Consider the following 17,396-nt stretch of genomic DNA (forward strand, 5'->3'; position numbering starts at 1 on the left):
CGCCAGAGGCCAGCGTCAGCGACACCAGCGTCTGGCAGTTGGCGTTCTTGCCAAGCGCCGAGGCATATTGCGGCGCGACGCCGACCGAGTGGCGCCCCTTCTTGGGGAGCGCGGTGTCGTCCACGATCAGCCACGCATCGTTCCCGCCAACTTGTCTGTCGGCCTCCGCAAGTAGCACCTTCTCCAGCGGCGCAGCATCCCACACGCCGCTCGAGATGAAGTGGTGCAGCTGGTCATAATTGACGCCTGCGTCGCGCGCCGCCATCGGTTGGATGCTCTTGCGATCCCCAAGGCCAATCAGCCCAGCAATATAGGCCGGACACATCCGCGCACGCGTCTTGTGCCTCAACGCCGAGACGAACGGCTCAAGCCACTGCTCCAGATCGACTTGCCAATCCCTGTTCATGGCCGGCCCCTCCAATAGCCGACCTCTCATGAATCACGCAAAACCGCTCTTGGGAATCCTCAAAACGCTCCCAGAACTAAAAATCTGCCAAAGTAGTGCTAGGCCGTGAACTCATAAATGCGGAATGACCGAGATGGGGTGGACAGCGGCCTGTCCGCTTCTGCGATCACAAGGGACAAGCCGGCCATCGGGTGGATGTCGGTAATAGCCTTAGCCCTTTGTTTTGAAAGCACCTGAGGTTAGCGTTCGCACTAGGAGATCTTTTGTTTCTTGATTCTTCTGGCTATTATCGACAAAGCGGACCGCGTAATAATTTGGCAACCACCGCAGAATTTTCTCCACAGGGCCGTCAGTCACCGCTTCATCAGTTATAGTCAATGTAATGCGCTTCAGGTTCGTTCCTGGGCCAAATGTCGCCGCAAGATTGTTGGGGTCAACTCTCTTCACTGATGTTGGGTCGGAGACATCGTCGAACGTCATGAAGTCCGGATATTTGTTGCGGGGCACGACGCGCGTCTCCCGCAATTTCACCAATGTGTCGAGTTCGCCATAAGCGTCTGGGCTCTTCTGAGGCAAGAAAGTAGAAGATTCGCGACCGGCAGAGTTCAGGATAGCGAAAAGATACTTTCCAGGCGTCACCTCCACGAAGGACGCTTCGCCTTTGACCTCGCTGTGAATGCCGCCCGCCGCCGAAATCGGGATCCATTTCGGTTCGGTGCCGGCATGGATTGCAACAGTACTCCCGCCTGTTTTGGCGCCGGTCGGCGTATCAACCTCCAGAACAAGCTTCTGGTGCCATTCCCAGCTTCGGAAGCCGAGCAGCCTTCCGCCGAGGAACCAGACAGCAAGAACTGCCAATGCGACAATGGAGATATTTCTGCCGCCGTGCATCACTGATAGAGCCCTCTCGCCAAAACACAATTAAGCGCGACATGACTTGGCCTAGGATTGGGGCCGTGATTTGAGCAATAGTCAGAAATCACGCCTATCCGCCATAAACCGCCGAGCATCGTTCGGTGGTTTATGGCGTGGTCTTTAATCTTGGACATGCCATCAATCTTACCCCCAAAGTGCTGAAAACTGATCAAAGTCGAAAATAGAATTTGAACGACCGCAATGGGTCGTTTTCCGGCTGGCGGCTTTCATATTGCGGCGCAATCTGATTCAGGCTCCGCATGAGCCGATATGACCTGACCGACTTCGAGTGGCGCGTGATCGAGCCGCTGTTGCCCAACAAGCCGCGAGGAGTGCCGCGCGTCGATGACCGGCGGGTGCTCAACGGCATCTTCTGGGTGCTGCGATCCGGTGCGCCATGGCGCGATCTGCCCGAGCGATACGGCCCACGCACCACCTGCTACAACCGCTTTGTCCGATGGCGGAAAGCAGGTGTGTGGGACCGCCTCATGGCCGACATTACCAAAGCCCATGACGGCGAGGTGCAGATGATCGACACCTCCATTGTTCGCGTCCATCAGCACGGCGCGACGGCAAAAAGGGGGGTCGAGATTGTTGTCTCGGTCGTTCTCGAGGCGGGCTGACAACCAAAATCCATGCTCTTGTCGACGCCCAAGGGAGGCCGATCAAGCTAACGCTGACGGCAGGCCAGAAGAGCGACATCACCTCCGCAGTCGACTTGATCAGGGATTTGCCCGAGGGTGCCATGCTGTTCGCCGACAAGGGCTATGATGCGAACGCCTTGCGTGCGGCCATCACCGAGCGAAAGGCTTGGGCCAACATCCCGCCCAAGTCCAACCGCAAGGACCCGATCTGCTTCAGTCGCTTCCTCTATAAGGCGCGCAACCTCGTAGAGCGCTTCTTCAATAAAGCCAAGCAGTTCCGGCGGATCGCGACACGCTACGACAAGCTGGCAGAAAACTATCTTGCTGCCCTCAAACTCGTCTCAACTCGCATCTGGCTACGCAGTAATGAGTCTACGCCTTACCTAGACAGTCGCAGGAAATATTTGGCGCCGCAATCACTGGCACCCGGGTCGAGCTTGAACTTGTGACATGGGCTGTGACATACCGGTGGAACGGTGACTTGCGGGCGTGGCGAAACTGGTAACCGCACAGGACTTAAAATCCTGCGTCCTCAGTGACTTACGGGTTCGACCCCCGTCGCCCGCACCACCGCAAATGAGACTTAAAATCCCTCGATCTCTGATCGTACGGGTTCGATTCCCGTCGTCCGCACCAGCAAAAATCTTCAAATTTGTTGGATTTGCTCTGTTGAACCGCCGCAACGTCATTTAGCCCGGCGCGGCTACCGGCTGCGGATCACTGCTGTAACTCGGATAGTGCCCTCTCCAGCGGAGCCATCGAGATCTGGATCGGGCCGGAAAAGGCCACGTCCATATCGAAGATCAGATAGATCGCCCCGGCAACCAAAGCCGCCGACACCAGGTAGGTCGAAATGGTGATCGTATTGCGTGGCGCCCTGAAGCCGAAGCTGGCGAAGATCAGCACCAGCCAGGTAACCAGGAGCGTGATCAGAGGCACCGGAATCGTGCCCTCCGACTGCTCGATCAACACCCATCGCAGTTCCAGCACTTTCTGCAAATGCTGGCGGGCGTCCTGCACAATGAAGCCATGCGCGTCGTCGGGCGGCGCCAGCGCACTCAGCCGGGTGCCGATTTCCGCCAGCAACTGCTCAGAGAGCCGGTTGGCGGCGACCAGCGTCTCGCTGGTCGGCGAGGCATCGCCCGCCACCCGCTGCAAGTAGACGACCAGCGGCTGGCGTACCGTGTCGGTTTGCGGGCCATATTGCCGCAAGGTCCTGTCGAGCAGGATCAACTCGGTCGCGTAGGCGTGGACATTGTGGTCGATCGATTCAAAGGTGTTCTTAGCCGAATTGATCATCAGCCCGAGCATCAGCGAGGTCATGACCCCGAACAGGTTCGCGGCGTGCCGAACCACGGTGCTCGTGTCGTCGTCACGATGTTTGGCCGGCAGTTTTGGCCATATAACGGTGCTGGCAAGCGCGGCCGTAGTCAGGCACAGGAAGATTACCGTTGCGATGAAAGCTTCGCGCATGCCACTCATTCCGATGGGCAATGGCAAGATCGTCAGTTGATGACCGCCATCACGATTCCGGCGCGTCCTTGCGCCTTGCCGGACGCCTGCTGCAGGGGTGGGTTGACGCGCACCGCCTCGCGGCCCGCCGCGATAGTTCTGTCGACCTGTTCGGGCTTCGACCTAAGCCGGGTCGGAATAGCGTTGAGGCCAGACGCCAACGCATCGAGATCCCCCGAGCCTTCGATCTCGATGACGGGGAGTGTCATTCGATGTAGGTCACCGCACCCGTTTGCAGATCATAGATCGCCGCGACTATCTTCAGCTTCCCCGCCTTAATGAGACCGGCTAACACCTTGCTCGAGGCCGAAAGGCGCCTCGCGGTCCTCCGCGCGCTCTCCTTGGCAGTGTTGTCGACGAAATCGCCCGCTGCGCTCCGCATTGCTATCGCCGCGGGCAGGATCGGTTCGATCATCGGGCCGATCGCGCCAGGATAGGTCGCGTTCTTGGTGACCACGTCGCACGCCGCCTTCACGGCACCGCAGTTTGTGTGCGCCAGAACCACGATCAAGGGTGAGCCGAGCACCGCTGCCCCGTATTCGACGGTACCGAGCGTCGCAGTGTCGACAAGGTTGCCGGCATTGCGGGCGACGAACAATTCTCCAACGCCGTGACCGCCGAAAATCAGCTCCGGAGGAACGCGACTGTCGGCGCAACTGATGATCGTGGCCCAGGGCGCCTGATGTGCGGCGACGGCGTTTCGCTGCGCGGCAAGGTCCATCGAGCAGAGTTCCGGGTGACTGACGTAGCTTTCGTTGCCGGATTTTAGCGCAGCGAGCGCTTCATCGAGGCTTAGCGCGGTCGCCGCGCCTTGTGCCGCGCGCGCCGACCACGTGGCCCCACCAAGGCCGAATGCGACGAGTCCCGCGCCGACTTTGAGGAACTCCCTCCGGCCGACCCCTGTACCATCACAGGTGCTGCACATTCTTAGCCCTCGCCCATTGTTCTCCGAAGAATATGCGCTCGCTCTAATATATAGGCAAGCGATTGGCGATAAGGTCAGGATCGAAGAGAGGAGGCCAGGATGCAGGAACGACGAAAGCCACCGCAATGCAGTGCATCGGCGCGCCCCTGAAATCAGGCCGGCTTGCCCTTATCATCTAACCTTCAGCGAGAAATTGCCGTGGATTTGGATGCCTAGCCGCTCGCCTTTTCTCCACCGCACTTCCGCTCGATAAGTCGCACCATCCAACGGCACGCGCAGCCGGAAGCTATCCGGCACTTTTGCCCCCACAGCGACACGCAACTCAGCGCCGTGCTCATGCTGATTTCTGACGGCGCAGCCTATTTCGCCATCCTGCGTGATTATGAACGCATCCTTCAAAACCACTTCTCTCAAGTGACTTCGACGCTCGATTGGCGGTTCAGAGGATTTGTCGGTCATGGTAGGCTGCCTCCAACGAGCTAATGCTATCAGACTAAAGTCTGCGATGCAGGACGCAAAGGTCTTACGTTTTCGCTTAAGTTCCGTTCTTGTCCTTTGTCCGTTCTTTGTATTAGCAAATCGTGAAATATTCAGCTCTATAATCATCGTCGGCCTTGCCCCGGAACTGTGGCGGGGAGAGCCGAGAATACACCGCATGGGAAAGCCCGGTATGTTCATCGACTTCTACGAAATGCTCGAAATCAGTCCGAATGCCAATTCGGAAACGATAGAGCGCATTTTTCGTCATTTTGCCATGCGCTACCATCCCGACAACCAGGTCACCGGCAACGAGTCACGCTTCAGCGATATCCTGGAGGCTCACAACACGCTCAAGGATCCGGTCAAGCGTGCGCAATACGATATTCAATACAAGGCTCATTTGAACCTCCGGGCCGAGCTGGCCGATCAGGCGAGCAACAGCAAGAACCTCGATCGAGATTCAGCCTTTCAAGCCAAAGTGCTCTCTCTGCTTTATGCAAAACGCCGACAGGACGTCAACAATCCTGGCATTGGCGACGATGAACTCGAACGAATGTCAGGCTGTCCGCGTGAGCACCTCGAGTTTCACCTGTGGTATCTAAAAGCGAAGGGCTGGATCGCCAGAACAGAAAACGGCACGTTCGCCATCACCGTCGAAGGCATCGATCGCGTTAATTCCGAACATCATCGCGACGCAGCCACCACCCGCCTGTTGGATCATGCGGGCTGAATTGGAATTCCTTGGTCTCCGATCAAGCTGCCATCGGATTAAGCTTCAGATGCTGGATCAGAATGATGGTCTTGGCATCGACGATGCGGCCGTCGGCGATGCCGGCCAGCGCTTCGTCGAGCGGCATTTCCAGAACCTCGATGTCCTCGCCCTCCTCTGGAGCGCCGCCGCCGGCCGAAATGCGGTCGGCGGGCGAATAGCGGGCGATGAAGAACCAGAGCCGCTCGGTGACGCTGCCCGGGCTCATGTAGGGTGAAAACAGCCGCTCGATCCTGTTCAACCGGTAACCCAGTTCTTCCTCGGCTTCCTTGCGGATGGCGGTTTCCGGATCGTTTTCGTCCAGCAATCCGGCACAGGCCTCGATCAGCGGTTCGCGGTGGCCAGTGACATAAGCGGGATAGCGGAACTGGCGCACCAGAAGCACGGTCGAACGCTGGGGGTCGTAGGGCAGGATCACCGCGCCGTCGCCGCGATCATAGGTCTGGCGAATCTGCGTCTCCCATTGTCCGTCACGCCGGCGATAGTCGAGCACGGTCTTCTTCAGGACCGCCCAGTCGTCGGAGAGAATCTCTTCCGAGCGGATACGAACGCGGTCTTCCATCTGACACCTCGAAGCTTGCTGGCGAACGCAGGCGTAGCCGCGAACCGGTACAGGCGCAATCGGGCCAGCGATTGATGCAGCGCCCTTCACTGTCTCGTGTGTGGTATGGAAGGGTGCCATTGCCTAAATAGCGCATTCCCCTCCCCGGAGTTTCTTCATGACGACATCGCTTTTCCAGCCGATCACACTCGATGGCCTCACCTTTCCCAACCGCATCGCCGTGGCGCCGATGTGCCAGTATTCCGCCGAGGACGGGTCGGCCAGCGACTGGCATCTCTACCACTGGATGAACCTGGCCATGTCCGGCGCCGGCATGGTCACGGTGGAGATGACCGATGTCGAGCGGCGCGGACGCATCAGCCATGGCTGTCTCGGCCTCTATTCCGAAGACAATGAAGCAGCCGCGCGCCGCGCGCTGGACGCGGCCCGGCGTGTGGCCGCACCCGGCACGAAGTTCGGCACGCAGCTGGCGCACGCTGGCCGCAAGGCCTCGAACCGCAAGCCCTGGGAAGGTGGCGGCCCATTGCAGCCAAACGAGGATCCCTGGCAGACCGTCTCGGCCTCGGCCATCGCCTACGACACCGGTTGGAACGTGCCGCACGCCCTGGACGACGAGGAAGTCCTGCAGCTCATCGAGCGGTTCGCGGAAGCCGCAAGGCGGGCCGAACGTGCCGGATTCGACTTCATCGAACTGCACGCGGCGCATGGCTACCTGATCTTCCAGTTCCTGTCGCCGCTGTCCAACCAGCGCACGGATCGCTGGGGCGGCTCGCTGGAAAACCGGATGCGTCTTGTCGTCGAGATCGCCAGGGCGGTGAAGAAAGCAGTGCCAAGGCTGATGCTCGGCGCACGGCTGTCGGTGAAGGACTGGGTCGATGGCGGCTTTGACGTCGAGGACGCGATCGAGGTGGCGAAAGCGTTGAAGGCCGAAGGCATCGCCTATCTCTGCTGCTCGAGCGGCGGCAATTCGCCGTTGCAGAAATTGCCCACCGGGCCGGGCTATCAGGTGCATCTGGCGGAAGCCGTACGCAAGGGCGCCGGCATTCCAACCCGTGCGGTCGGGCTGATCGACAACCCGAAACAGGCCGAGGCTGTTATCGCCGAAGGTCGCGCCGACATGGTGGCGCTGGCGCGCGCCTTCCTCGCCGATCCGCGCTGGGGATGGCGTGCGGCGGCCACCTTCAGCGAAAAGATCCATCCGGCGCCGCAGCTCGCCCGCTCGGTGACGACGATGGAACATTGGATGAAGGCGGCCAGCTGATCGCCCATTCTCCCTGACGGTTCGCCAACGGCCTGCTTCAATTCTGGCCGCGAACTGCTACGCTGCCGAGGGCTGCGGCGGGCGCGGCCGGGCTGGGGAGGTAATCATGTCGTTCAGGGCATTCTTGCCGGCCGCGGCACTCGTGGCCGTGGCCGGATTTTGGCTCGGCTCTTCGGCGCCGACCGTCGGGCAATATTGCGAGGGTACGGTGTACGGCCTCTCCGGCCGTTACAATCTGGCGACCGGCAGCGGCTTTCTCGCCGTGCGCACATGGCCAAACTCGTCCTCACGGATGATCGGGCAGTTGTTCAACGGCGATCATACGGAGATCTTCGACCGGCGCGGCAACTGGGTCGAAATCGGCGGCGGCACCGGCTGGGCGAATGCGCGCTGGCTACGCAACGACTGCGGCTACTGAGACGCCAATGCATTTAGTGCGCGCCGCGGAAGCGACGCGACCTTTGGGCGCGGGCCAAAGGCCATTTTTGCAACCAAATTGGCTGCTTTGCGTTGCGGCCATGATGGACAACAAGCCTTTTGAAACGCCCGTCGTGGTCGAGCTTGGCCATGTCGGCAAATATCGCCATATCCGCTCGACCCAGGAGGCAGCGGAGTGTCTGATGACTGTGTGGCCGCTTAATCGCGGGCCTCGTCATCGTGATGCCCTCGACACTTGCCTCAAAGTGCTGGAAGGTTATCGTTCGACAGCGGAAGCGCGCCGGGCACTGATCGAGGCCGCCAGGGAATCGGAAGTGCTGGTGCACGACGACAAGCTGCCCGACGACCGGCTGCCAGACGACCGGTTGCATTGAGCAGGCGGACCTTTAACTGGAGGTTTTGATGGCGAAGCTGACTTACAAGATCGTCGAGCATGACGGTGGCTGGGCCTATAAGGTCGGATCAACCTTCTCAGAGACATTTCCCACCCATCAGGACGCGTTACGCGCCGCCGAGATCGCTTCGGCCGAACAACAGGTGGCGGGTTCCACCGATGGCATCCAGTATGAGGACGCCGAGGGCAAATGGCACGAGGAACTCGCCGACGGCCGCGACCGGCCTCAGACCGAAATCTCGGATTGATCTCGACAGGCGATGGCCGCGGATAGTGTGAAACTATCCGCAGCCAACCGGCGCCCCGTGAATCGAATTACTTCCCGCAGTACTTATCGTTGACGTTCAGCCCGGAATTGGCGTCGGGACCAGGCGTGTTGTGGGCACATGGACCGATACCTCCAGTGTTGCCTTGGGTGCTCAGCCCGGAGCCGTAGGCGTCGATGCTCCCGGTGGTGTACGGATCGACGGTTGTCTCCTCATGGTTGCCGAACAGCCACCAGCTATGGTTGGTATATGTCGGTTCTGACGACTGAGCCATGGCCGATGTTGCGAGGCCAATCGTCAGAGCGGATGCGGCTAGAAGTTTCGCGTACATATTAGTTACTCCGTATCTACCTTGGTCGTCTTGGGTGCGACACGGTCGAAACCCAATAGTCAGCCGAATGGTTCCCTGAAATTCTCGTGAAGTGGCGGTGATGCCGGGCGACAAAAGCGCGCCGCTATGCGCTCGATGAAGGCGACGACTTGTTCAGGCGCGGCGAATTGCGGCATCCGTCATCACCGGGATCCGAGCCGTGCACCTTATCCGCCCGCGATGCCGCCGCAAGGATGGCAAAAAACGGACTGACTTCGCGGGGCGGTCGTTGATCGCACCCCGCGTCCGAGAACAATCGGAAAGAGCTTTCTCCCGTCCTGGTCAAGCTATGCCAGCCACCGTAATCCAGGTGATATCCGTGTATGCCGGATCGTTCGCCGTTTGGGCGGCATTGCCGCCGCCCGTCGGTCGCGCTATTCAGACGGGCCGTCTGTCGGAGCCTTCCATGCCTGAAATCGTCACTGCCGCCATGCTTGTCATCGGCGATGAGATTCTGTCCGGCCGCACCAAGGACAAGAACATCGGCCACCTCGCCGATATCATGACGGCGATCGGCATCGACCTGAAGGAGGTGCGCATTGTTCCCGACGAGGAAGACGAGATCGTCGCGGCGGTGAATGCCGTGCGCGCACGCTATACCTATGTGTTCACAACCGGCGGCATCGGCCCGACACATGACGACATCACAGCCGATTCGATCGCCAAGGCTTTCGGCGTGCCTTGTGAATACGATGCCAAGGCCTATGCCCTGCTGGAGGCGAGCTATGCCGCACGCAGCATCGAATACACGGAGGCTCGCAAACGCATGGCGCGAATGCCGCGCGGCGCCGACCATATCGACAACCCGGTGTCCGTGGCGCCCGGTTTCCGCATCGGCAACGTCCATGTCATGGCCGGCGTACCCTCGATCTTCCAGGCCATGCTCGACAATGTCGTCCCGACGCTGAGAGCCGGCACCAAAATGCTGTCGGCCACGGTGCACTGCCCGTTCGGCGAGGGCCTGGTCGGCGGGCCGTTGGGCGAGATCCAGAAAGCGCATCCGGACACGATCATCGGCTCCTATCCGAAATATGGCGACGGCAAGTTCTGGACTGAACTGGTGGTTCGTGCCCGCAGCGCCGATGCGCTCGAGGCCGCGCGCGCCGACGTCGAGGCCATGGTGGCTGGCTTCGCTGGCAAGACGAGCTGATCCGGCGCAAACCGGAACCAAGAACGACGCCGCAACGTTTCCCTGCCGCGAGGCTCGTCACTCGCAAGGTTGAGGGATCATCATGCGTTTCAAGACCATCGTTGCCATTCTGCAGAACGAACAGGACGCCGAGCGGGTGCTCGACTGCGCCATCCCGCTTGCCAGCCGCTTCGAGAGCCATCTGATCGGCATTCATGCCGAGGCGCTCCCGGTGCCCTACACGTCGGCGACGGGTTTTCCCGATACGGAGTTCCTGCAGGTTTCCGCCGACATGAACCGGGAGCGGGCCGAAAAACTCCAGGCTTTCTTCCTGAGGTGCATCGAGGATTCCGGCCTCTCCTTCGAATGGCGGAGCCTGGAGAGCTTCTCCGGCGACAGCGCGCTGACTGGCATTTCAAACGTGCGCGCCGCCGATCTCATCATCGCCGCCCAACGCGAGACTGGCGGCGATCCGAGCGCAGACGTCGATACGCTGGTCTATGATGCCGGCCGGCCGGTGCTGGTGGTGCCGCATGCCGGTCCTCTCGTCACCACCTTCAAACACGTTCTGCTTGCCTGGAACGGCAGCAAGGAGGCCGCGCGCGCCGCGTTCGATGCCCTGCCCTTCATCATCGAGGCCGAGAAAACCGACATACTGGTCATCGATCCACCCGATACGCTCGACGAAAGCCCGGAGGCCGCGGGCGCCGAAATCGCGTCGGCCCTGTCGCGCCACGGCGCCACTGTCAGTGTCTCGGTGCAGAAATCGGGCGGCACCTCGGTCGACGACATGATCCAGAACAGAATCGCGGAGACCGGTGCCGATCTGCTGGTGCTTGGCGCCTACAGCCACTCCTGGCTGCGCCAGCTTCTGTTCGGCGGGGTGACGCGCACGGTGCTGCGCACGGCGCAGGTAGCGGCCTTCCTGTCGCGATAAGTCCACAGCGATCGCTACCAGCCACCCTTGCCAAGCCCGGTGATTTCCAGTTAATTCCGCGCGCATTCCCCTGTTTTCTTGCACGCGGCCGTCGCGTGCCGCGGAGTGCGCGAAAAATGTCCCTTCCCGAAAAAGCCTTCCCGGTCTCCTGGGACCAGTTCCATCGCGATGCCCGCGCGCTTGCCTGGCGGCTTGCCGGCACCAGCAAGGGCCAATGGAAGGCTATCGTCTGCATCACGCGCGGTGGCCTGGTTCCGGCGGCGATCATCTCGCGCGAACTCGGCATCCGCGTCATCGAGACGGTCTGCGTCGCCTCCTATCACGACTACACCAGCCAGGGACAATTGCAGGTGCTGAAGGAGATCACGCCGGCCTTGCTGTCCGACGATGGCGCCGGCGTGCTGATCATCGACGACCTGACCGACACCGGAAAGACCGCCGGCATCGTGCGGGCAATGATGCCCAAGGCCCATTTCGCGACCGTCTACGCCAAGCCCAAGGGCCGGCCGCTGGTCGATACTTTCGTCACCGAGGTCAGCCAGGACACCTGGATCTATTTTCCCTGGGACATGGGCTTCACCTATCAGAAGCCGATCGCCGACGATCACGCCGGCTGATTCGCGGCAAGCCGTTTTTACCAATCAAGCCAGCGCCGACGACAATATTTGCTTGCGCGGACTGACCCGCCGACAAGATATCCTGCGAAATCGACCCTTGTTGACGGGAATCAGCCAGCGTGACCGAAGTTTTTACTTTTATTGGTCACAATTAGCCGTAAGATTCATGAGACGGCAAACGATTCTGGAGGCTGGGGCTAGCTTCTTCGATGTTGACACGGCCAACGACGCACAACCACCTTGCTGAAAGGGTCCGGCGACTCTTCGGCACGGCACCGTGTCGTCTGCAGGTTGCCGCCCTGCCCTGGCGCGATGTCGGGAACGGCGTCGAGGTCATGCTGATCACCAGCCGCGATACTGGCCGCTGGGTGTTGCCGAAAGGCTGGCCGGAAGCCAAGGAGCCGCTCTGCGAAGCCGCCGCGCGCGAGGCCGCCGAAGAAGCCGGTTTGCGCGGCAACATCTCCCATCTCGAAGCCGGCCGCTATTTCTATGCCAAGGTGCTGGCTTCGGGCGAAGAAGTGCCTTGCGAGGTGCTGGTGTTTCCGCTGCATGTCGACAAGATCGCCGACCGCTGGAAGGAAAAAAATTCCCGCACACGCAGGTGGGTCAGTTCCAGCGAGGCCGTGCGCATGGTCAATGAGCCCGACCTCTGTCAGATCATCGCCTATTTCTGCGCCGACCCGCGCAGGTTCTCCTGAGCGCACGTGTTATCGCGGCAGACTCACAACTATGCGATGCACCGCGTGTGAATGGTTTGCTAATTTTTCTTCGATAGAAATGGGCCAGTCTGGCGCGTTTCATCGATGGCGAATCCTGTAAACCCATTTCAGCAAGAGTCCCCTGAGCCGCAGCGCGAGCATCGGCCACGCGTGCTCAAAGGTGGAACGATCATCACCGGGATCCGGAATTCAGAAATCGGTTGTACGGTGCGCGACCAGCATGCGGGCGGCGCCGAACTGAAAATCCCGCTCGAGTCCCGGGTTCCCGACCAATTCCTTCTTTATGTGCCGCTCGACGGCGTCGCCTATCGCTGCGAAGTCCGCTGGCGCCGCAACGACCGGGTCGGCGTACAGTTCACCGGTACCGAGCCCAAGCCGAAGCGGCACTACGGCTGACTCCCTGCGCATCCGCTTGCCGGGCTTTTTTGAACCCGCCGGACAGTCTTGACGCAGCCCGCGTAGGCGGACCGGTGATCGCAAATGCTTGCCGCCGGAAAATGGCCGCCACAGCGGCCCATTCTATCCCCGTTATCCACATGTGTGACACACAAGATGTTGGGGTCACAAAAGCTACGCAAACGAATCCTTGACGGCTCGAAACGAGTCGCCTTTTATAGGCCATGCGCTCCTGTTGAGAGCGCGACCGGAAAGTTCTGAGCCCGGTCTTTTTCCCGGATTATGTGCGTTTTGCCCGCATTTCCGCCTATTTACGAGGCCGGCGGAATCGTGGGGTGGTGGGGCGACGAAAGGGAGAATTGTCGGACTGGAATAAATTGTCTGTTAACACTATATTTAGTGTTTGCAGGCAGGTTCGACGCTAGATAGTGTGAATTTCCCTCAGGTGAGGGAATCGAAAAATTCAGTTTTGAGGGACCCGCGGGGTCGGTTGGCAGCCTCGGCAAACGCTCGGCAAGGCGTTTTGTCGTGTGCGTGGCCGCGCCCGCGAAGAGGAGATGCCGGCATTGTTCGCAATGCCGGCAAACGGCGGACAGCGCGTTTCGTCTTTTGGGGGCAGAAATCCCCTGATGAAAGCGCTATATATAGACAAAAGGGACCGGACCAATGCGCATCGAGCGTCGTTTCACCAAGCCAGGACATGCAGGCCAAGAAGGGGCCGCTTATGCGGAGATCGAATTCCGCAAGGCGCTTTCCGAGATCAAGAATCCGGATGGCTCGGTGGTGTTCCGCTTGGACAACATCGATGTGCCGGCGCAGTTCTCCCAGGTCGCCGCCGACATCCTGGCCCAGAAATATTTCCGCAAGGCCGGTGTTCCCGCGCGCCTGAAGAAGGTCGAGGAGAACGACGTCCCCTCCTTCCTGTGGCGCTCCGTCGCCGATGAGGCCGAGCTCGCCAAGCTGCCGGAAGCCGAGCGCTACGGTTCCGAGATCGACGCCCGCCAGGTCTTCGACCGGCTGGCCGGCACCTGGACCTATTGGGGCTGGAAGGGCGGCTACTTCAAGGCGTCGGAGGAAGATGCGCGCGCCTTCCGCGACGAGCTTGCCTATATGCTGGCCACCCAGCGCGTCGCGCCGAATTCGCCGCAATGGTTCAACACCGGCCTGCACTGGGCCTATGGCATCGACGGTCCGAGCCAGGGTCACTTCTATGTCGACCCCTTCACCGGCAAGCTGACCAAGTCGAAGTCCTCCTACGAGCATCCGCAGCCGCATGCCTGCTTCATCCAGGGCGTGCAGGACGACCTCGTCAACGAGGGCGGCATCATGGATCTGTGGGTGCGCGAGGCGCGCCTGTTCAAATATGGCTCCGGCACCGGCTCAAACTTCTCGCTGCTGCGCGGCGAAGGCGAAAAGCTGTCCGGCGGCGGCCGCTCGTCCGGCCTGATGAGCTTCCTCAAGATCGGCGACCGTGCGGCGGGCGCCATCAAGTCGGGCGGCACGACGCGCCGCGCGGCGAAAATGGTCATCGTCGACGCCGACCACCCCGACATCGAGGAATTCATCGACTGGAAGGTCAATGAAGAGCAGAAGGTCGCCTCGCTGGTGACCGGCTCCAAGATCGTCAAGAAGCATCTCGAAGCGATCATGAAGGCCTGCGTCAACTGCGAAGGTCATGACGACGACTGCTTCGATCCGGCCGTCAACACGGCGCTGAAGCGCGAAATCAAGGCGGCCAAGAAGTCGGCGGTGCCGGAAAACTACATCTATCGCGTCATCCAGTTCGCCAAGCAGGGCTACACCTCGATGTCGTTCAAGACCTACGACACCGACTGGGATTCTGACGCCTACCTGACGGTCTCGGGCCAGAACTCCAACAATTCGGTGTCGCTGAAGGACAATTTCCTGCGCGCCGTCGAGACCGACGCCGACTGGCACCTGACCGCCCGCAAGGACGGCAAGGTCTTGAAGACGCTGAAGGCGCGGGACCTCTGGGAAAAGATCGGCTACGCCGCCTGGGCGTCGGCTGATCCCGGCCTGCATTTCAACACGACGATGAACGACTGGCACACCTGCGCATCGGCGGGTGCGATCCGGGCTTCCAACCCGTGCTCGGAATACATGTTCCTCGACGACACGGCCTGCAACCTCGCCTCGATCAATTTGCTCCCCTACCGCAACGCCGACGGCACGATCGATATCGCTGCCTACGAGCACACCGTGCGGCTGTGGACCATTGTTCTCGAAATCTCGGTGATGATGGCGCAGTTCCCGTCGAAGGAGATCGCCAAGCTTTCCTACGACTACCGCACGCTCGGCCTCGGCTACGCCAATATCGGCGGCCTGCTGATGACCTCGGGCATTCCCTACGATTCCGACGAGGGCCGCGCCATCTGCGCCGCGCTGACCGCCATCATGACCGGCGTCGCCTACTCGACCTCGGCGGAAATGGCGTCCGAACTCGGCGCCTTCCCCGATTATGACCGCAACGCCCAGAACATGCTGCGCGTCATGCGCAATCATCGCCGCGCCGCCTATGGCGACAAGGACGGTTACGAAAAACTCGCCGTCAATCCGGTGCCTCTCGTGGCGTCGGACCTGAAGCAGCAGGATTTGGCCACCCACGCCAAGGCCGCCTGGGACCGCGCCATCGAACTCGGCGAGGAGCATGGCTACCGCAACGCGCAGGCTACCGTGATCGCGCCAACCGGCACGATCGGCCTGGTCATGGATTGCGACACCACCGGCATCGAGCCCGACTTCGCCCTGGTGAAGTTCAAGAAGCTCGCCGGCGGCGGCTATTTCAAGATCATCAACCGCGCCGTGCCGGAAGCGCTGCGCACGCTCGGTTACTCCGAGAGCCAGATCGCCGAGATCGAGGCCTATGCCGTCGGTCACGGCAATCTCAACCAGGCGCCGGCCGTCAACCCCGGTTCGCTCAAGGCAAAGGGCTTCACCGACGACAAGATCGCGGCGCTTAATGCCGCGCTGAAGTCGGCCTTCGACATCAAGTTCGTCTTCAACCAGTGGACGCTCGGCGCCGACTGGGTGAAGGAGACTTTCGGCTTCACCGACGAACAGCTCAACGATTTCTCGTTCGAAATGCTGCCGGCGCTGGGTTTCTCCCGGAAGGACATCGAGGCCGCCAACATCCATGTCTGCGGTGCGATGACGCTGGAAGGCGCGCCCTTCCTCAAGGCCGAACACCTCGCCGTGTTCGACTGTGCGAGCCCCTGCGGCAAGATCGGCAAGCGCTCGCTTTCGATCAACAGCCACATCCAGATGATGGCGGCGGCGCAGCCCTTCATCTCCGGCGCCATCTCCAAGACCATCAACATGCCGAACGACGCGACAGTGGAGGACGCCAAGAGCGCCTACATGTTGTCCTGGAAGCTGGCGCTGAAGGCCAACGCGCTCTACCGCGACGGCTCGAAGCTGTCGCAGCCGCTCAATGCCTCGCTGCTCGCCGATGGCGAGGAGGATGAGGACGATGCGGTCGAGCAGCTGATCCAGGCACCGGCTGCGGCGCGCGCGGCGCAGATCACCGAGCGCATCGTCGAACGCATCATCGAACGCGTGTCGCGCGAGCAGGAGAAGCTGCCCGGCCGCCGCAAGGGTTACACGCAGAAGGCCAAGATCGGCGGCAACACCATCTTCCTGCGCACCGGCGAGTATGACGATGGCCGTCTCGGCGAGATCTTCATCGACATGAACAAGGAAGGCGCCACGCTGCGTGGCCTTCTCAACAATTTCGCCATCGCGATTTCGCTCGGCCTGCAATATGGCGTGCCGCTCGACGAATATGTGCACGCCTTCACTTTCACCAAGTTCGAACCGGCCGGCATGGTTATCGGCAACGATGCCATCAAGAGCGCGACGTCGATCCTCGACTACGTGTTCCGTGAGCTCGCCATTTCCTATCTCGGCCGCAACGACCTCGCCCATGTCGACCAGTCGGACTTCTCCAACACAGCGCTTGGCCGCGGCATCAGCGAAGGCAAGACCGACGCTGTCTCCAAGGGCCTGACCCGCGGCTCGCCGGTGAAGCTGGTTTCGAGGGCAAGCGGCAGTGAGCCGAAGGGTTTTGCCGGCTCCTCCGGCGCCCCTGCCCGCTCGGCGCCGACCGCCTTCTCCGGCTCCAACGTGCTGGCGTTGAAGCCGGCGAGCGACGAGGCGATCGCCTACAAGCGCGACTATGAGGAGCGGGCCAAGGAATTGGCGGAAGACATCGCCTTCGAGGAAGCGGCCTCCGATGCCTCGAGCGATACCACCGCGGCACTGTTCACCGACACGGCGGCCCAGGAAGCGGCCGAGGCGAAGAAACTCGCCGCCGACCGCCGCGCCAAGTCGCTGCTCCAAGGCTACACCGGCAATTCCTGCTCCGAGTGCCAGAACTTTACCATGGTGCGGAACGGAACTTGCGAGAAGTGCGATACGTGCGGCGCCACGAGCGGGTGCAGCTGAGAATCTGAGGCACTTCCTATTCACGGCATCCGAGGCCGGCCCGAGAGGGTCGGCCTCTGTGTTTTGTTCGACCCGATCTTACGACCGAACCGATGATGTTACTGTGCTTTTCCCGACGCATTTGTCGGTCGGCGGACGACGGTGCGGGTTCGGCACGAGTCACTGTAGGTTGCCATCACAGATACCAGGGCA

Annotated in this window: 18 protein-coding genes, 1 tRNA gene and 2 pseudogenes; 13 read left to right on the forward strand and 8 right to left on the reverse strand. The window is 60.9% G+C overall.

Going from position 1 to position 17,396, the window contains the following annotated elements:
* Both FJW08_RS25905 and FJW08_RS25910 read right to left on the reverse strand, forming a co-directional pair.
* A pseudogene (locus tag FJW08_RS25905) lies at positions 1-443 on the reverse strand (transposase); the annotation flags it as partial.
* Between the two features lie 173 nt (positions 444-616).
* Positions 617-1,297, reverse strand: a complete 681-nt coding sequence (locus FJW08_RS25910; protein ID WP_246682581.1) for a hypothetical protein — start codon at positions 1,295-1,297, stop codon at positions 617-619.
* A 284-nt stretch (positions 1,298-1,581) separates the two neighbouring features.
* Between FJW08_RS25910 and FJW08_RS25915 the strand changes: the two are divergent.
* Positions 1,582-2,414 (forward strand): annotated as a pseudogene (locus FJW08_RS25915) (IS5 family transposase).
* Between the two features lie 34 nt (positions 2,415-2,448).
* Positions 2,449-2,535: transfer RNA gene (locus FJW08_RS25920), tRNA-Leu, on the forward strand.
* Between the two features lie 147 nt (positions 2,536-2,682).
* Here FJW08_RS25920 and FJW08_RS25925 read toward each other — a convergent pair.
* The 4 genes from FJW08_RS25925 to FJW08_RS25940 form a co-directional block, all read right to left on the reverse strand.
* The gene (locus FJW08_RS25925; RefSeq protein WP_140812843.1) at positions 2,683-3,438 is read right to left on the reverse strand and encodes a DUF4239 domain-containing protein; all 756 of its coding nucleotides are present in this window, start codon (positions 3,436-3,438) and stop codon (positions 2,683-2,685) included.
* Between the two features lie 32 nt (positions 3,439-3,470).
* Positions 3,471-3,686: a hypothetical protein gene (locus FJW08_RS25930; protein ID WP_140812844.1), complete on the reverse strand. Its 216-nt coding sequence runs from the start codon at positions 3,684-3,686 to the stop codon at positions 3,471-3,473.
* Positions 3,683-4,402, reverse strand: coding sequence for a carbonic anhydrase (locus FJW08_RS25935; RefSeq protein ID WP_140812845.1), 720 nt, complete (start codon positions 4,400-4,402; stop codon positions 3,683-3,685). The genes FJW08_RS25930 and FJW08_RS25935 overlap by 4 nt, the downstream gene beginning before the upstream one ends.
* 171 nt (positions 4,403-4,573) lie before the next feature.
* Complete coding sequence (locus tag FJW08_RS25940) at positions 4,574-4,861, reverse strand: PilZ domain-containing protein (RefSeq protein ID WP_140755068.1); 288 nt, start codon at positions 4,859-4,861, stop codon at positions 4,574-4,576.
* Positions 4,862-5,072: 211 nt separating this feature from the next.
* On the opposite strand from FJW08_RS25940, the gene FJW08_RS25945 reads away from it, so the two are divergent.
* Complete coding sequence (locus FJW08_RS25945; RefSeq protein ID WP_140812846.1) at positions 5,073-5,612, forward strand: J domain-containing protein; 540 nt, start codon at positions 5,073-5,075, stop codon at positions 5,610-5,612.
* 22 nt (positions 5,613-5,634) lie between these two features.
* Here FJW08_RS25945 and FJW08_RS25950 read toward each other — a convergent pair whose 3' ends face one another.
* Positions 5,635-6,213 (reverse strand): NUDIX domain-containing protein, encoded by a 579-nt coding sequence (locus FJW08_RS25950; RefSeq protein ID WP_140755072.1) that lies wholly within the window; start codon positions 6,211-6,213, stop codon positions 5,635-5,637.
* A 157-nt stretch (positions 6,214-6,370) separates the two neighbouring features.
* Between FJW08_RS25950 and FJW08_RS25955 the strand changes: the two genes are divergently transcribed.
* The 4 genes from FJW08_RS25955 to FJW08_RS25970 all read left to right on the forward strand — a co-directional run bounded on the left by FJW08_RS25955 (position 6,371) and on the right by FJW08_RS25970 (position 8,554).
* Positions 6,371-7,474, forward strand: a complete 1,104-nt coding sequence (locus tag FJW08_RS25955; protein WP_140812847.1) for an NADH:flavin oxidoreductase/NADH oxidase — start codon at positions 6,371-6,373, stop codon at positions 7,472-7,474.
* Positions 7,475-7,580: 106 nt separating this feature from the next.
* The gene (locus FJW08_RS25960; RefSeq protein ID WP_140812848.1) at positions 7,581-7,892 is read left to right on the forward strand and encodes an SH3 domain-containing protein; all 312 of its coding nucleotides are present in this window, start codon (positions 7,581-7,583) and stop codon (positions 7,890-7,892) included.
* 100 nt (positions 7,893-7,992) lie between these two features.
* Positions 7,993-8,286: a DUF982 domain-containing protein gene (locus FJW08_RS25965; protein ID WP_140755078.1), complete on the forward strand. Its 294-nt coding sequence runs from the start codon at positions 7,993-7,995 to the stop codon at positions 8,284-8,286.
* A 28-nt stretch (positions 8,287-8,314) separates the two neighbouring features.
* Positions 8,315-8,554 (forward strand): DUF2188 domain-containing protein, encoded by a 240-nt coding sequence (locus FJW08_RS25970; RefSeq protein WP_027145493.1) that lies wholly within the window; start codon positions 8,315-8,317, stop codon positions 8,552-8,554.
* Between the two features lie 67 nt (positions 8,555-8,621).
* Here FJW08_RS25970 and FJW08_RS25975 read toward each other — a convergent pair whose 3' ends face one another.
* Positions 8,622-8,903: a hypothetical protein gene (locus tag FJW08_RS25975; RefSeq protein WP_140755080.1), complete on the reverse strand. Its 282-nt coding sequence runs from the start codon at positions 8,901-8,903 to the stop codon at positions 8,622-8,624.
* A gap of 445 nt (positions 8,904-9,348) precedes the next feature.
* Here FJW08_RS25975 and FJW08_RS25980 point away from each other — a divergent pair, with 445 nt between their 5' ends.
* The 6 genes from FJW08_RS25980 (at position 9,349) to FJW08_RS26005 (ending at position 17,204) form a co-directional block, all read left to right on the forward strand.
* Positions 9,349-10,092, forward strand: coding sequence for a competence/damage-inducible protein A (locus tag FJW08_RS25980; RefSeq protein ID WP_140812849.1), 744 nt, complete (start codon positions 9,349-9,351; stop codon positions 10,090-10,092).
* A gap of 82 nt (positions 10,093-10,174) precedes the next feature.
* Complete coding sequence (locus tag FJW08_RS25985; RefSeq protein ID WP_140812850.1) at positions 10,175-11,008, forward strand: universal stress protein; 834 nt, start codon at positions 10,175-10,177, stop codon at positions 11,006-11,008.
* Positions 11,009-11,124: 116 nt separating this feature from the next.
* Entirely contained in the window at positions 11,125-11,625 is a 501-nt protein-coding gene (gpt, locus tag FJW08_RS25990; RefSeq protein ID WP_140755086.1) for a xanthine phosphoribosyltransferase, read from the forward strand.
* Positions 11,626-11,834: 209 nt separating this feature from the next.
* The gene (locus FJW08_RS25995; RefSeq protein WP_140755088.1) at positions 11,835-12,323 is read left to right on the forward strand and encodes an NUDIX hydrolase; all 489 of its coding nucleotides are present in this window, start codon (positions 11,835-11,837) and stop codon (positions 12,321-12,323) included.
* A 105-nt stretch (positions 12,324-12,428) separates the two neighbouring features.
* Positions 12,429-12,740 carry a PilZ domain-containing protein gene (locus FJW08_RS26000; RefSeq protein ID WP_140812851.1) on the forward strand — a complete coding sequence of 104 codons (312 nt, stop codon included), beginning with the start codon at positions 12,429-12,431 and terminating at the stop codon, positions 12,738-12,740.
* Positions 12,741-13,406: 666 nt separating this feature from the next.
* Complete coding sequence (locus tag FJW08_RS26005; protein ID WP_140812852.1) at positions 13,407-17,204, forward strand: vitamin B12-dependent ribonucleotide reductase; 3,798 nt, start codon at positions 13,407-13,409, stop codon at positions 17,202-17,204.
* Positions 17,205-17,396: the final 192 nt, after the last annotated feature.

It is taken from the genome of Mesorhizobium sp. B3-2-1, assembly GCF_006439515.1.
In the GTDB taxonomy this organism is placed as follows: Bacteria; Pseudomonadota; Alphaproteobacteria; order Rhizobiales; family Rhizobiaceae; genus Mesorhizobium.